This window comes from Streptomyces fuscichromogenes (assembly GCF_014645815.1).
In the GTDB taxonomy this organism is placed as follows: Bacteria; Actinomycetota; Actinomycetes; order Streptomycetales; family Streptomycetaceae; genus Streptomyces; species Streptomyces fuscichromogenes.
This window is the reverse complement of the sequence record NZ_BMML01000012.1, coordinates 172,466-186,047: the sequence shown is the minus strand read 5'-3', so window position 1 is coordinate 186,047 and position 13,582 is coordinate 172,466. Positions and strand designations below refer to the sequence as shown.

Below are 13,582 nucleotides of genomic sequence, written 5' to 3'. Positions count from 1 at the left end.
CCGCCCTCCGGCCGTACCCTTCATCCGCCCCGTGGACCGACAGGTCCGCGGGGCTTTCGCGTTTCCGTGTGACGCACTCCCGCGTACTGTTTCCCGAACCTCTCAAAGAAATGTGACTCCAATATTGACTCCTAAGTCACGAACATGTGACCATGGTTGGGCAGGCAGACATCGGCACCACACACGGAAGGACGGGCCCGGCGTGGAGAGAACGGAATCCATATCGTTCGGCGGGCATGGCCTCACGGTCCTCGGAATGGGTGCCGGCGTGGGCAAGACCGGTGTTTCGATCGGAATTCTGCGCACTCTCCTGCGGCGCGGAACGGCGTGCGCCCCGTTCAAGGCGGTCGCCGTCGTCGCCCCGGACGAACCGGCCGGCCGGTCGCTGCCGCCCTGGCGGCGCGGCGTCGTGCAGAGCTGTGCGGCCGCCGGCGTGGTCCCCGAGTGGTGGCACAACCCGGTCCTGGTCGACCTGGCCACCCCCGGCGCCCCCGACGGCGACCTCTACGTACGGGGACGACTACTGGGACGGGCCGCGGTGACCGGGGCGGACAGCCTCGATCTCACGAGCCTGCCGGACCGGCTGCGGCGCCTGTGCCAGGAGGCGGTCGAGGACGGCTTCCAGCGCCTGACCGCTCGCCGCGCCGGGCCATGGCTGCTGGTGGAGGGAGCCGCCGGAGCCGGTGACCTGCCGGCCGCCGCCGACCTCGCCAACCAGCTCCTGCCCGAGCGGGCCGGACTGCCGGTGCTGGTCGTCGCCGACGCCCGCAACGCCGACCCCGTCGCCCTGACCCGGTTACGGGACCGGCTCACCCCCGGCCTGCGGCGGTTGCTGCTCGGCCTCGTCCTCAACCGGGTCGCCGACGGCCCCGCGGCCGACGCCCTCACCGTCCGGCTCGCCGGGGCCACCGGTCTGCCCGTTCTCGCCCGGATCGCCGAGACACCGGCGCCCACCGGATACGACGGATCACCGGAGCGACTCGACGTGATGTGCGACTACCGGGCCGACGGCGTCGGGGCATCGGGCCTGACCCGGCTGCTCGACGTCCCGCCCCTCGCGAAGGCGCCGCGATGAACGCCGTGGAGGTCCTCGGACTGCGTCGCCACTTCCCGTCGTCGTCCCGCGGCGGCCGCGGGACCCCGCGTACCGCCCTCGACGGCATCGACCTCACCGTGGGCATCGGCGAGGTGCACGCCCTGCTCGGCCCCAACGGGGCCGGGAAGACCACCCTCTGCAAGATCCTGGCCACCGTCCTGGTGCCCGACGCCGGCACCGCCCGGGTCCTCGGCCACGACGTCGTCACCGAACTCGCCGCCGTCCGCCCGCTGATCGGCTGCGTCTTCGGCGGCGACCGGGGACTGTACGGCCGGCTCTCCGCGCGCCGCAACCTCCTGTACTGGGGCGCCCTGTACGGCGTGCCGGGCCGTGAACTCCGTGGCAGGGCAGCCGGGTTGCTGGAGCGGTTCGGGCTCACCGGGCACGCCGACGAACGGGTGGAGACGTTCTCCCGGGGCATGAAGCAGCGCCTGCACCTGGCCCGCGGCCTGATGCACGACCCCCGGGTCCTGCTGCTCGACGAACCGACCACCGGCATGGACCCCGTCTCCGCCCGCGACTTCCGCACCCTGATCGGCGAACTGCGCGGCGAGGGCCGGTCCGTCCTGCTCACCACCCACGACATGGCGGAGGCCGAGACGGTCTGCGACCGCGCCACCCTCATCGACGGCGGGCGCATCCTGCACACCGCCACCCCCAGGCAGCTGGGCGCCCTGCTGTCCCGGCACGAACGCATCGAGGCGACCGGGGTGCCCGCGCGGCTGGCCGACGCGCTCCGCGCCCGCCCCGACGTCACCTCGGTACACGACGGCGCCGACGGCACCACCACCCTGATCGAGGTCACCGACCGGGAGGCGCTCGCGCCCGTCCTGCGGCTGCTGATCGACGCCGGGGTCACCGAACTGGCCACCGCCCGGCCCGGCCTCGAAGAGGTCTACCTCAGGCTGATCGGGGACCGAGGCATGGAGGTCGTCCGGTGAACGCCTTCCGCGCCGGCCTGGGTCTGCAGGCCGCCCTGCTCCGCCGTTCCCCCGGCGACCTGCACATCCTGGCGACCGTGCCGCTGTACACGCTCATCCTGCTGGCCATGACCGACGCCCCGCACCGGCCCGGCCTCGCCCCCGACGCGATCATCGCCCCGACGCTGATGGCCCTGTGGTCGACGGCCCTGTTCACCGCCGGGGACCTGATCGACCGCGACCGCTACAACGGCACGCTGGAACCCACGGTCGCGGCCCCCGCCGGCCTCGCCCAGGTCGTGGCCGGCCGCATCTCCGCGGTGACCGCGACCGGCCTGCTCGCCTTCGCCGAGGCCTGGGCGGTCGGCCGCTGCTTCGGTGTCCACCTGACCGTGCGTCATCCGCTCCCCCTGGTCCTCGGCATCCTCGCGACCTCCCTCACCACCGCCTGCACGGCGGCCGTCATCGCCGCCCTGCTGGTACTGACCCGGGGCGGGCGGCCGTACCAGAACTCGCTGAGCTTCCCCCTCTACCTGCTGTCCGGGATCGTGGTGCCCATCGGCGAACTGCCGCACTGGCTGCACCCGGTCAGCCGGCTCGTCTACCTGTCCTGGTCGGCGGATCTGCTGCGGTCCGCCTTCCGCGCCGGGCCGCCCCGCGACCTGCCGGTGCAGCTGCTGGCCCTGGGGCTGCTCGCCGCGGCCGGGCTGGCCTGCGCCGGAGTGCTGCTGCGCCGGGTGCTGGCCCGGGTCCGGGTCCTCGGCACCCTGGGGCACGCGTGAACACCCGCCCGCGCCCCGAGGCGCTCACCCTGCTGCGGCACGGCAGCGCCATCGCCGTCGCCGACCTCGCCGCCGTGTACACCTGGCGGACCTGGCTGTTCGGCTGGCTCGTCCGGATGCTCAGCCAGGTCGTGTTCTTCACCCTGATCGGCCGTCTCACCGGCGGCGACGAGCGGTTCCTCGTCACCGGCAACGCGCTGATGGTCTGCGCCGTCGAGGCCACCATGGTCGTCGCCTCCAGCGCCTGGGAACGGTCGCTCGGCACCCTGCCCCTGCTCGTCGCCGCGCCCGCCCGGCTCGCCTGGACGTTCGTGGTGCGCAGCCTCCAGTGGGTGATCAGCGGCACGGCGACCTCGCTCGTCGCGCTGTTCGCCCTGGGCCCCGTCTTCGGCCTGCGCTGGACTGCCGGCAGCGCCTGCGCGGCGGTACCGCTGGTGCTGCTCACCTCGCTCGGCACCTACTGCGTCGGGCTCGCCCTCGCCGCGTTCGTCGCCGACCGGCCGGGCCTGCGCAACGTCGTCTCCAACGTGGCCTATCTCGGCATGATGGCCGTCTGCGGAGTCCAGGTGCCCGTCCACTACTGGCCCCCGCCGGTCCGGGCCGTCGCCCAGGCCCTTCCGCTCACCCACGAACTCGACGCGCTGCGCGGTGTCCTCGACGGCGCCCCACCGGTCCACGTGCTCCTCCAGGCCCTGCTCGGCGCGGTCACCGGCGCCGGCTGGCTGGCCGTGGCGGTGCTCGGCTTCGGGTGGGTCGCACGGCGCGGCCGACGGACCGGAGCGATCGAGTTCGGTACCTGAAGCCGCCCCACCCCTGAACTGCCGGTACGCGACCGTGCTCGCCATGGAGCGTCACCGGTGGCCGACTCCGGAGGCCCCGCGCCCCCGGTCGGCCGTCCCTCGGCCCCGAACCCCGGAAGGAGGTGCACCACCATGGAGCGCAACCACGCCACCGCTCTTCGTCCCCGCCTGGACAAGGTCAAGGTGAAGCCGGTCAAGTAACGACCGCCCAGCTGCCGGGAAGCGACGCGACGCGACTGCTTCCCGGCAGCGACGCGCCCGCGGGACGGACCGCGGGTCGCACGCGCGGGACGGACCGCCGCACCGTTCGGGCCCGTCCGGCGGACCAGGTCACAGGGCGACGGTGCGCCGTGGACGCAGATCTCTTCCGAACGAAGGTGTATGGAGCGCGATGACCAGTGATCTGCCGGTCGAAGTGGTCGGTGACGGTGGCGGTGACCAGCGCTGGCGCACCAGCGTGCTGTGCCTGGCCGTCGGATTCGGGTCGCGTGACGACCCGGAGGGACAGGGCGGGGTGGCGCATCTGCTGGAGCATCTGCTGATGTCGGCGCCGCTGGACGGCGGGAGTTCGCTGAGCGAGCGGGTCGAGCGACTGGGCGGGCAGGCCAACGCCATCACCGGGCTCGACCGGATGTTCTTCCAGGTGCAGGTGCTGGGCTCCCAGGTGCCCGAGGTCGCCGGACTGCTGACCCGGGCCGTGCTGGAACCGTGCCTCGACGACGGCGTGCTCGACACCGAACGGCAGGCCGTCCTCCAGGAACTGGCCGCGGCCGCCGCCGATCCGAGCGACACCGTCCAGGACGCCTTCCTGGCGGCCCTCTTCCCGGGGCATCCGCTCGGCCGACCGGTCGGCGGCACGGCCGAGGAGGTACGACGGCTGCGGCTGCCGGATGTGCTCGCCGTCCACCGCGAGGTGTTCCTCGACCGCCGTACGGCCCTGGTGTGCACCGGCGGCACCGGACCGGAGGAGGTCGCGAAGCACCTCGCCGGCACCGCCACCACCCCGACGACCGGGTCCGTCCCGGCCGCGGTGCCGCTGTCCGAGCCCGCTGTCGAGGCCTGGCGCCCGCGGACCGGTGGCTCCGACGGGTTCTCGTGGTTCGCGACCGGCGGCCGCGCCCCCGCCGTGGACGATCCCCGCCGGCACGCCTACACCGTGCTCGCCCAGCTGCTCGGTCCCTCCCCGGCCTCCGTGCTCTACCGCACCCTGCGTGGCCGGGAGGGACTCGTCTACGCCTTCCACACCTGGGAGCGCAGCTACACCGAGAGCGGGGCGTGGCGGGTGCTGGCCGGGGTCGAGGACGGCAATCTGGTGCGGGCCCAGGAAGTCGTACGGGACCTGCTGCTGACGGTCGCCGACCGTGGTCCGGATCCGGAGGATCTCGCGGTGGCCCGGCGCCAGGCGGTCATGGACCTGGTGACACGGGCCGAGCGGCCCTGGGACCACGCGCTGACGCTCAGTCAGGAGACCGTGCTGGGCACCCGCTCCTGGAGCGTGTCGGACGGCATCCGCGACCTGGAGCAGGTGACGGCCGAGGAGGTCCGGCTGGCCGCCGCCGCGATCGCCGAGCACCAGACCACCGTGGTGCGGCCGGCACCGGAGTCGGCATGACCGGCCCGCACGCCGACCCCGCGTACCTGGCCGCCTGCCGTGACGCCGGGCTGCTGGTGCGGGTCGGCGGCGTGGACTGTGTGCTGGGCCGTACCGAGGACGCGCTCACCGGACGGGACTTCTGTCTCGTCGAGTACGCCGATCCCGCCCCCGAGTCGCAGGACGCGGCCGAGGCGCTGCGCACGCACGCCGTCGCGGCCCACCCCGGGGTCTCCGGTGTGCTGCTGCGCACCGGGCCCGGGGTGCGGCTGCGGGCTCCCTGGACGGAACACCTCACCTATCTGCGCCACAGCACCGACGGCGCCGCCTCCGGGGACCGCCCCGCGGACGTCGCCGTGGTGCCGGCCCGGCCCGAGCACGGGGAGCGGGTCCGCGGCTGGATCGCCGACGCGTTCCAGACCGGGGTGGCCGAGGGAGGCCTGACGGTGCCGCGCCCGGACGCCGAGGCGCAGGCCGACGCGGTGCTGGCCGCTCCCGGGCGGCACACCCTGGTGGCGCTGACCGCGGGCGGCGAGCCCGCCGGGCACGCCACGCTGCTGCCCTTCACCGACGAGGTGACCGGCACCGAGTACCTCGAACTCTTCGACATCCTGGTCCCCGTCCCCTTCGAGACGCGGGCCCTGACCGGGCTGCTGGCGGACGCTGCGCTCGCGCGGGCCGAGCGGGCCGGGCTTCCGCTGCTCGGCAATGTCGTGCACCGCACGGCAGGCCGGGGCCCGGACCACGGAGCCCGTGTCGTCTCCTCCCTGCACCGGCGGGGCTGGCGGACCGACCACGTCTACTGGCATGCCCCGACCGACCGCTGAGGAGCACGACATGACCACACCCGCCGTCGACCTTGCCTTCTTCCGGGGCCTGCTCGGACTCGACGAGGACGCGCCGCCGTACGACGTGGTGACCGCGGCCGGCCGGGTCTCGCAGGCCCTGCGGGTGCTGGTGATGACGGTGGCCGCCCGGGACGGCGTGGTCGGCACCGGCTCCTCCGACGAGCTGCGCCGGCGGGCCTGGCGGCTCGCGTTCTACGCCCGGGTCCAGCGCACGGCCGAGCCGCTGGGCGCGCGGCCGATGAAGGGGTTCACGCTCGCCGCCCGGTATCCCGAGGACCTGCCCCGGCCGATGAACGACCTCGACCTGGTGGTCCCGGATCCCGAGGCCCTGTGGCGGGTGGTCGGCGCGCTCGCCGCCGCGTACGGCCCGAGCGAGATGGACGTGACGATGTTCGGGGCGCGGGGCCGGCACTTCCTGGTGACCCTGGCCTGGCCGGGCCCGGATCCGCTGCTCGACTACGAGTCCCGGGTGGAGATCCTGACCTGTGCGCTCACCGGCGACCAGGGCGCGGTCCCGCTCCGGCCGCGGCTGCCGGAGGACCCGCTCGCCGCCGGTCTGCTGGCCGTGGCCGAGGAGCGCTTCCAGCGTCCGTTCAACGGCAAGGACGTGGTCGACGTGATGATGTCGCTGGCGCCGGGGCGCGACGTCGATCTGCCGCGGCTCGTCCGGTACGCCGAGGAGTTCCGGCTGGCCCCCGAACTGCTGGAGCTGCTCGGGCTGTGGGCGGGCACGGACCCTGAGCGGGCCCGTGCCCTCGGCGCGCCGCCCGCGGGCCTCGACGCCGCCGCGAAGAGCGAGTTGGAGCGGCGTGCGCAGTGGTTGCGGGAGGACACCGGGCCGGCCGGCCCGGAGGATCCGCGCACCCTGTTCTACGGCATGCGGCTCACCCCGTTGACCTGCGGCGGGCGTTCGGACCGGGCCCAGGACACCGCCGAGCTGCGTGCTTTCGCGGGTGGCACCCTGTTGCTGACCCCGGTCGCCGACTTTCTGCTGGTGACCGGGGAGCTGGTCGATCCCGAACGGTACGACGCGGCACTCGCCGCGCTCGCGGACCTCAGGCCAGAACGCTCAGACCGCTGAGGAGCGCGGCCAGGGCGTCCGCGTCGGCGGTGGTGAACGGCCGGACGGGCAGGTCGTCGCGGCGTTCGTGGGCGATGCCGCTCTTGCGCTCCGCGAACGCCGTCAGATCGCGGTTGAGGCGCACCGCGTACGCCCCGACGGACGGGCCCCGCAGCAGGAGCGACACGGTGCCCGCCGCGGCCGTCGCGGAGTGCACGGCCTCCGGGGCCAGGACGTAGAGGCTGCCCACCGACTCGGTCCGCTCCGTCAGCGGCAGGGCGGGACCGTGCGCCAGCCGTCGCTCCACGTCGGGGACGTCGCCGTAGAGCCGGTGGACGTAGCTGCCGTGCAGGATGGTGGAGGCGAAGGCCCAGCGGTGGTTGTGCGGGCGGCCGTGCGGGTCCTGGTCGCCGCCCGCCCAGTGCTGGAGCCGCAGCCGGGCGCCGGACCGGGGGTCCTCGTGGAGCACCATGCGATTGCCCCAGGGGCGGACCTCCGAGAGGCCGAGCAGCCGGGGATCGGTACGGGCGGTGCGCAGCAGCCCGGCGAGGCGGTCGGGGCGGGCGAACCGGCGCAGCGCCTCGGGCAGGGCGCGCGCGGTCTGCCCGGGGTCGTGCCAGTCGGTGTCGGCGAGGACGGTCTCGGGCGGGTCGGTGGGCAGCTGGGCTCGCGGTTCAGACATGGGCGGGCTGCCGGGGCGGTTCGAGGCGGCGGGCGATGCCCCGGGCGTAGGCGGCGGTGAGGCGGCGGCCGTCCGGGACAGTGAGCCACATGCGCATCAGGTGGCGCTGTTGGTCGGGGGTGGTGCCGTTCTCGAAGCCGTCGCGGGCGTGCAGCACGGTGTGGTTGTTGACGTACTGGATGTCGCCGGGAGCCAGGTCCATGGACAGGGCGACACCGGGTTCGGCGGCGATGGTGTCCATCAGTTCCAGGGCGGCGAGTTGTGCCTCGCTCGGCTCGGGCGGGGTGTTGCCGTCGGTCTGCTGGAGGTAGTCGCGCCGGCCGCTCGCCGCGGCCCGGCGGCGCCAGGAGGGGCGGCGGCGGAAGGAGAGCTTGCCGTCGAGCCAGGAGACGTGCGAGGCGGCGTAGTAGGGGACGCGGTCGCCGTCCTTCTCGTCCCGGTTGTTCATCCAGAACGGTTCGTACAGCGCCTCGACGAGGTCGGGGCGGCGGCCGAGCAGCTCGTTGTAGAGGGTGACCGAGCTGGCCACGCGCGAGGCCCCGCCGGCGCGGGAGGTGGTGACGCAGAGCAGGGAGACGATGTCGCACCAGTCGGTGTGGAAGGGGAGCTCCACGTTGGTCTGGTAGGCGAAGCGGTCGGGCCGAGGGGCGCCGTCCTCGCGGACGTGGGCGAGGTACAGCTCCCGCTTGTCCTGCGGGGTCGGCAGGCCGATCGCGCTGGACAGTGCCCAGTACATGAGTGCCACCCGGTCCTGCGGCACCCCGGCCACCGGCATGCCGCGCACCAGCAGCACGCCCGGCCCGTCCTCCAGATGGGCCCGCCAGGCCGCCGCCTTCGCGGCGAGCCGGGGCAGGCGCAGCTCGTCGGCGGGGATGCCGTGCAGCGGACGGGAGTTGTCGGACGGATCGGCCAGCCGGTCGGCCAGGGCGGCGAGTTCGGCGATGTCCTGGTCGTCGAGGCGGACCTGCCAGTCCCCGGGGCGGGAGGCCATCCGGGCCCCGCGCCAGGCGGCCGGGGAGTCGAGCGGGGTACGCAGGACCGCGCCTGCCTGAAGTTCGGATTCCATGACTCGAAGCTAGCCGCCAGGAAGGTTTGTGACAAGCAAATGTGACTCTCTTGTCACTAGCCCTTGATGGCCCAGTCAATGCTCTGTCATGATGAAACTCCCCGACGCATCGACGCCACCTCAGGAGCAACGTGAACGTTCGCATCCCGCTTGCGGAGCCCGTAGTCCGCCGGTCGAGTCCGGCCGTCATCGATCCGCTGGATCCCGTGGATGTCGTCGTGCGCCACGAGTTCTGTGGACCGCTCCTGTGGAGCAATCGGCGGCACGCCTTCTTCCTGCCTCGCGAAAGCCATGAGAACGCCCTGGTCACCCGGGCCGTGGAGCGCAAGCGGGAGGGACTCGACTGGGACGACGGGACACTGCCGGAGAGCCTCGCCGCCGACCTGCGCGCCCTCGGACTCGACGGCCGGATCCGGGAGATCCACTCCCCCTACAAGGACCGGCTCAGCGGACCGCTGGAAATTTATTTCGACTACACCTGGCTGTGCAATCTCGCGAAACACAAATGCGGCCAGGATTCCTTCTGCTACGCCGCCGAGTTCCTCGGTCCCACCACCATGCGCGAGCAGCGGGTACGGGAACTCATGGCGGAACTCGCCCAGTGGGGCGTCATGCGGGTCCACCTGGCCGGCGGCGAGCCGACGATCAACAAGCGCGCCCTGGCCAACTACCTGGACAGCGCGAGCGAGCAGGGTCTCTACACCTCGATGGCCACCAACGGCCTCCTCATCAACGACGAGACCCTGGACATCATCTTCCGCAACGAGCTCAAGTCCGTCAGCTTCAGCATCGACGGCGCCTCCGAGGAGACGTTCGCGGCGGTGCGCGGTCCCGGCCTCTTCGACAAGGTCGTCGCCGCCCTGCGGTACACCGTGCGGCGCAAGCGCGAGGTCGGCTCCGACATGCGGGTGTGCGTCAAGCCGACATACGAACCCGCCACGCCCTACTCGGAGTTGGAGGCGCTGGTGGAGCTGGCCATCGACGCCGGCGCCGACGTGGTCAAGTTCGCCAACCCCGAGCGCTGCCTCCACCACGAGCAGGGCTTCTACGCCAAGCAGGTCGACGACTACTACGCGACCATCGAGTACATACGCACCTTGCAGCGCGCCTACGGCTCGCAGATCGCCATCACCAACGTCAGCAATCCGATGGCCGGTTGCGGCGACATCGGCATCCCTGGGCTGACCGGCTGCATCGGCGGCCAGGAGCTGATCGCGCTCAACCCGGACGGCAGCGTCACGCCGTGCCTGATGCATCCGCGCAAACTCGGCAACATCGACGACCAGTTCAACGGGCTGCGGGACTTCTGGAACGGCTCGACACAGCTCACCGACTTCTGGAAGGCCCTCCAGAAGCCCGCCGGCTGCGACGGCTGCGACATCTACAGCTCCTGCCGCTCCGGCAGCACCACCCGCCGCATCGTGCAGATAGGCCGCTTCGACCCGGAGCGCTCCACCGGGGAGTTCAGCGCGGTCAAGGACCCGCTCTGCACCCGCGACTACCTCGCCCGGCACCCCGAGAAGAAGCTGCCGGAGCTGCCCGAGGACCCGTCGGAACTGCGGCACTTCCGCGAGATCGCCGTACGGCACTCGCTGTGACCGCCGACGCGGCCGCCCTGGGAGAAGCACCGGCGGACGGCCCCGAAAACGCGACCGCAGAAGTACCCGGAGGACCCCCCGTGAGAGTCGCGCTCGTCAGTTTCTTCGACTCGTCGCGCTTCGCCGAGTTCCCCATCACGCACGCCCTCAGCGCCATGCGGCTCGGCGCCTTCCTGCGTCAGCGCCACCCCGAGTGGCAGGTCCGGCTGCGGGCCTTCGACGAGCGGGACTGGTCGGCGCCGGCGGCCGCGGCCGCGCTGCGGGCCGAGGGGTTCGACGTGGTGGGCCTGCCGGCGTACATCTGGACGCTGGAGCGGACCCGGCAGCTCACCGCCGAGCTGTCGGGCGGCCCGCGCCCACCGCTGGTGGTGGTCGGCGGCCCCGAGACGCGCGCCATGCCGTACCCGCAGGGCTGGCCCGAGCAGACCGTCTTCGCCATGGGCCAGGGCGAGGAACCGCTGACCTGGCTGTGCGAACAACGCGTCGCCGACCCCTCCTTCACCGGTCTGAACCTGGCGAACGGCCTGGCCCAGCCCCTCTACTCGGCCATCCGCGAACGCCGGGACGCCTACCGGCACGCCGTCCCGGACCGCCGCGACCGCCGACTCCCCCACGGCGTCGAGCTGTTCGGCCCGGCCTTCGACGAGATGCTGGTGGGCGACCCGGTGGACACCGACTTCACCTGGTACGAGACGGCCCGCGGCTGCATCTACGACTGCAGCTTCTGCGGGCACAACACCCTGCCGTTCTTCGCCACCTTCGACACCGACTTCGTCCGCAACGAGATCGCCAACATGCGGGCCCGCGGCATCCGCCGCCTCTTCCTGATCGATCCGATCCTCGGCGGCAAGGCGGCCCGGGGCAAGGAGATCCTGCGCATGTTCCGCGACCTCGCCCCCGAGATCGCGCTCAACGCCTACATGCGCCCGGAGTTCCTCGACGACGAGTTCGTCGACCTGCTCGTGGAGTCCCACATCGAGGAACTCCTGATGGGTCTGCAGACGACCAACCCGAGCGTGCCCAAGCATGTGCGCGGCAACCACTTCGGCAAGATCATGAAGTACGTCCCGTATCTCACCGCCAGAGGCATCCCGTGGCGGGCCGAGCTGATCGTCGGGCTGCCCGGCGACGACATGGCGGGCCTGCGGGAGTCCCTGCGCTTCACGGTCGAGGAGCTGCGCCCCTGGTCGGTGCACTCCTACCACCTCACGGCCATCCCGGAGACCAAGCTCTTCGACCTGCTCGACCGCACCGACGACGACATCTGGATCAAGGCCGACGAGAAGCTCCGCGTCGTCTCCGCCAGCAGCTACAACGAGCGCGAGCTGCGCGACATGCTGGTCTACGCCGGTGCCGTCACCTCGCTCCACGCCCATCTGCGTGAACAGGGCGTCTTCGACACGCCGTTCGAGGAGCTGGACGACCGGGTCGCCCGCATCCTGTCCGATCCCGCGAACCGCGCCGCCCGCTCCACCTTCCTGCGCATGGGGCAGGACGCCGGACGCGCGGTCTGGGCCGCGTACGGCGCCCCGGCGAGCTGAGGAGGGACGGCGTTCGTGCACGCACACCAGAGCGGGAACGACGGCGGCACCGGGCGCACCGCCCCGGAGAGCGGGACGCGGGACCACTCGGCGGTACGGCTGCTGGTACGCCGGCACGCCGAGTCCGAGTGGAACGCCCAGGCCCGTATCCAGGGCGGCAACACGGCGCCCCCGCTGACCGGGGCCGGTGCCGCCGAGGCCGCCCGCTGGGCCGCCGGGCTCCCGGACGACGCCGCCGGACCGCGGACGATCTGGAGCAGCGACGCGGTGCGCGCCCACGCGACCGCGGGTGCCGTCGCCCGCCGGTTCGGTCTGCCGGTCGTCAGCACCGCGCTGCTCGGGGAGGTCGGGGCCGGGGTCCTGGAGGGGCTCACGCACACCGAGGCCGCCGACCGGTTCCCCGCACACCACCGGGTGTGGACGGCCCGCGGCGACCTCGACGCCATCCCCGGGGCCGAGCCGGGCGACCGGTTGCAGGCGAGGGTGATCGCCTTCCTCGCCGCCGCGACCGGTCCCGGTGGCGCGGACCTCTACGGCACCAGCCAACTGGTCGTCACCCATGCCGCGTTCCTGCGCTGCCTGGTCAACACCGCGCACCGGTGGCCGCGTTCCACCCCCGTGGCCGTCGCCCACGACGCCGTACACCATCTGGACGACCCCTGGCGCGCGTTGTCGCCCGGCAGGCTGGGGCGGACCTGGCGGCCCGCCGTCCACCGCGTCGACACGGCGGACAACACCGGGTACGTGGTCAAGGTGATGCCCGGCTTCGGCACGGGCGGCGGACTGCGCCGCTACCGCGACCTCCAGCGGACCGTCTGCGCCGCGACCGGCACTCCCCCGCTCCTGGCCGCCGCCGCCCGCGCCGACGGCTCGGCCGTCACGGTCCGCCGGTTCGTCCCCGGTGCCGCACTCGGCCACCGTCTCGGGCCGGACGCCGAATGGGAACTCCTGCGCTTCTACGACGACTTCAACGCCCGGCTCGCCGCCGCGCCGGTCGCCGACCCGGTCATGGGGCTGCGCTCCCTCGGCGACCGCGTCGACCTCGCGCTGCGCGGACCGGACGACGAAGCGGTGCGGCAGCTGCGCGCGCTCGCCGCCGACAGCAGGCTGGACGCGCTGTTCCACGAGCGCACCCACCTCACGGACTTCGACCTGCACCGCGACAACACCCTGCGCACCGACGGCGGACGGCTGGTGCGGATCGACCTCGACTCGCTGTGCCCCGGCCCCCGCCTGTGGGCGCGGGCCTGTGCCCTCGTCGGTGCCTCCGCCCTCTATCCCGCCGGTCCCGGTGATCCGGCCGGCCGCCCGCACGTCCGGCTGCTCGGCGGCGGCTCCGACCGCGCCCGCGAACTGCGGCACCTGGTCCGGGCCCGGTTGCTGCTGGGCCTGCGGTTCTTCCTCGCCCTGCCCGGCGGCGGCGAAGGGTACGCCGCGCTCTACCGCGCGGCCCTGGCGGAGCTGACCGCCCTCGACCAGCCGGACCAGTCAGACCAGCCGGACCGGTTCGACCGGCTCGATCGGTTCCACCAGCTTGACCAGCAGAAAGGCGGTCACGCCCGATGACACCCCTTGGCGGATCCCGGGAGACGGCGGAG

13 protein-coding genes are annotated in these 13,582 nt (G+C 73.1%); 11 read left to right on the top strand and 2 right to left on the bottom strand.

Annotated elements, in window-relative coordinates:
- Positions 1-256: 256 nt before the first annotated feature.
- The 8 genes from IEZ11_RS26170 to IEZ11_RS26135 all read left to right on the top strand — a co-directional run bounded on the left by IEZ11_RS26170 (position 257) and on the right by IEZ11_RS26135 (position 7,118).
- Positions 257-1,075, top strand: a complete 819-nt coding sequence (locus tag IEZ11_RS26170) for a P-loop NTPase family protein (RefSeq protein WP_189265321.1) — start codon at positions 257-259, stop codon at positions 1,073-1,075.
- Positions 1,072-2,037 carry an ABC transporter ATP-binding protein gene (locus tag IEZ11_RS26165; protein WP_189265320.1) on the top strand — a complete coding sequence of 322 codons (966 nt, stop codon included), beginning with the start codon at positions 1,072-1,074 and terminating at the stop codon, positions 2,035-2,037. The genes IEZ11_RS26170 and IEZ11_RS26165 overlap by 4 nt, the downstream gene beginning before the upstream one ends.
- Complete coding sequence (locus IEZ11_RS26160; protein WP_189265319.1) at positions 2,034-2,798, top strand: ABC transporter permease; 765 nt, start codon at positions 2,034-2,036, stop codon at positions 2,796-2,798. The genes IEZ11_RS26165 and IEZ11_RS26160 overlap by 4 nt, the downstream gene beginning before the upstream one ends.
- Positions 2,795-3,598 carry an ABC transporter permease gene (locus IEZ11_RS26155; RefSeq protein ID WP_189265318.1) on the top strand — a complete coding sequence of 268 codons (804 nt, stop codon included), beginning with the start codon at positions 2,795-2,797 and terminating at the stop codon, positions 3,596-3,598. Before IEZ11_RS26160 ends, IEZ11_RS26155 begins: the two co-directional genes overlap by 4 nt.
- 57 nt (positions 3,599-3,655) lie before the next feature.
- Positions 3,656-3,799 carry a hypothetical protein gene (locus tag IEZ11_RS26150; RefSeq protein ID WP_189265317.1) on the top strand — a complete coding sequence of 48 codons (144 nt, stop codon included), beginning with the start codon at positions 3,656-3,658 and terminating at the stop codon, positions 3,797-3,799.
- 190 nt (positions 3,800-3,989) lie between these two features.
- A complete protein-coding gene (locus IEZ11_RS26145) occupies positions 3,990-5,210 on the top strand; it encodes a M16 family metallopeptidase (RefSeq protein WP_189265316.1) in 1,221 nt (406 codons plus the stop codon).
- Positions 5,207-6,016 (top strand): hypothetical protein, encoded by an 810-nt coding sequence (locus IEZ11_RS26140; RefSeq protein WP_189265315.1) that lies wholly within the window; start codon positions 5,207-5,209, stop codon positions 6,014-6,016. The genes IEZ11_RS26145 and IEZ11_RS26140 overlap by 4 nt, the downstream gene beginning before the upstream one ends.
- 10 nt (positions 6,017-6,026) lie before the next feature.
- Complete coding sequence (locus tag IEZ11_RS26135; RefSeq protein WP_189265314.1) at positions 6,027-7,118, top strand: nucleotidyltransferase family protein; 1,092 nt, start codon at positions 6,027-6,029, stop codon at positions 7,116-7,118.
- Here the strand turns inward: IEZ11_RS26135 and IEZ11_RS26130 are convergent.
- Both IEZ11_RS26130 and IEZ11_RS26125 read right to left on the bottom strand, forming a co-directional pair.
- Positions 7,093-7,779 (bottom strand): hypothetical protein, encoded by a 687-nt coding sequence (locus tag IEZ11_RS26130; protein ID WP_189265313.1) that lies wholly within the window; start codon positions 7,777-7,779, stop codon positions 7,093-7,095. The two genes, IEZ11_RS26135 and IEZ11_RS26130, sit on opposite strands and share 26 nt — an antisense overlap.
- The gene (locus tag IEZ11_RS26125) at positions 7,772-8,845 is read right to left on the bottom strand and encodes a TauD/TfdA family dioxygenase (RefSeq protein ID WP_189265312.1); all 1,074 of its coding nucleotides are present in this window, start codon (positions 8,843-8,845) and stop codon (positions 7,772-7,774) included. Before IEZ11_RS26125 ends, IEZ11_RS26130 begins: the two co-directional genes overlap by 8 nt.
- Positions 8,846-9,051: 206 nt before the next feature.
- Between IEZ11_RS26125 and IEZ11_RS26120 the strand changes: the two genes are divergently transcribed.
- The 3 genes from IEZ11_RS26120 to IEZ11_RS26110 all read left to right on the top strand — a co-directional run bounded on the left by IEZ11_RS26120 (position 9,052) and on the right by IEZ11_RS26110 (position 13,550).
- Complete coding sequence (locus tag IEZ11_RS26120) at positions 9,052-10,443, top strand: radical SAM/SPASM domain-containing protein (protein WP_189265311.1); 1,392 nt, start codon at positions 9,052-9,054, stop codon at positions 10,441-10,443.
- Positions 10,444-10,523: 80 nt separating this feature from the next.
- Entirely contained in the window at positions 10,524-11,984 is a 1,461-nt protein-coding gene (locus IEZ11_RS26115; RefSeq protein WP_189265310.1) for a B12-binding domain-containing radical SAM protein, read from the top strand.
- A gap of 15 nt (positions 11,985-11,999) precedes the next feature.
- Positions 12,000-13,550: a histidine phosphatase family protein gene (locus IEZ11_RS26110; protein ID WP_189265309.1), complete on the top strand. Its 1,551-nt coding sequence runs from the start codon at positions 12,000-12,002 to the stop codon at positions 13,548-13,550.
- Positions 13,551-13,582: the final 32 nt, after the last annotated feature.

What these genes read in the sequence shown, in the direction of transcription:
- IEZ11_RS26130 (WP_189265313.1), bottom strand. Translation starts at nt 7,779, where the DNA reads ATGTCTGAACCGCGAGCCCAGCTGCCCACCGACCCGCCCGAGACCGTC.
- IEZ11_RS26125 (WP_189265312.1), bottom strand. Translation starts at nt 8,845, where the DNA reads ATGGAATCCGAACTTCAGGCAGGCGCGGTCCTGCGTACCCCGCTCGAC.
- IEZ11_RS26145 (WP_189265316.1), top strand. Translation starts at nt 3,990, where the DNA reads ATGACCAGTGATCTGCCGGTCGAAGTGGTCGGTGACGGTGGCGGTGAC.
- IEZ11_RS26140 (WP_189265315.1), top strand. Translation starts at nt 5,207, where the DNA reads ATGACCGGCCCGCACGCCGACCCCGCGTACCTGGCCGCCTGCCGTGAC.
- IEZ11_RS26170 (WP_189265321.1), top strand. Translation starts at nt 257, where the DNA reads ATGGGTGCCGGCGTGGGCAAGACCGGTGTTTCGATCGGAATTCTGCGC.
- IEZ11_RS26135 (WP_189265314.1), top strand. Translation starts at nt 6,027, where the DNA reads ATGACCACACCCGCCGTCGACCTTGCCTTCTTCCGGGGCCTGCTCGGA.
- IEZ11_RS26165 (WP_189265320.1), top strand. Translation starts at nt 1,072, where the DNA reads ATGAACGCCGTGGAGGTCCTCGGACTGCGTCGCCACTTCCCGTCGTCG.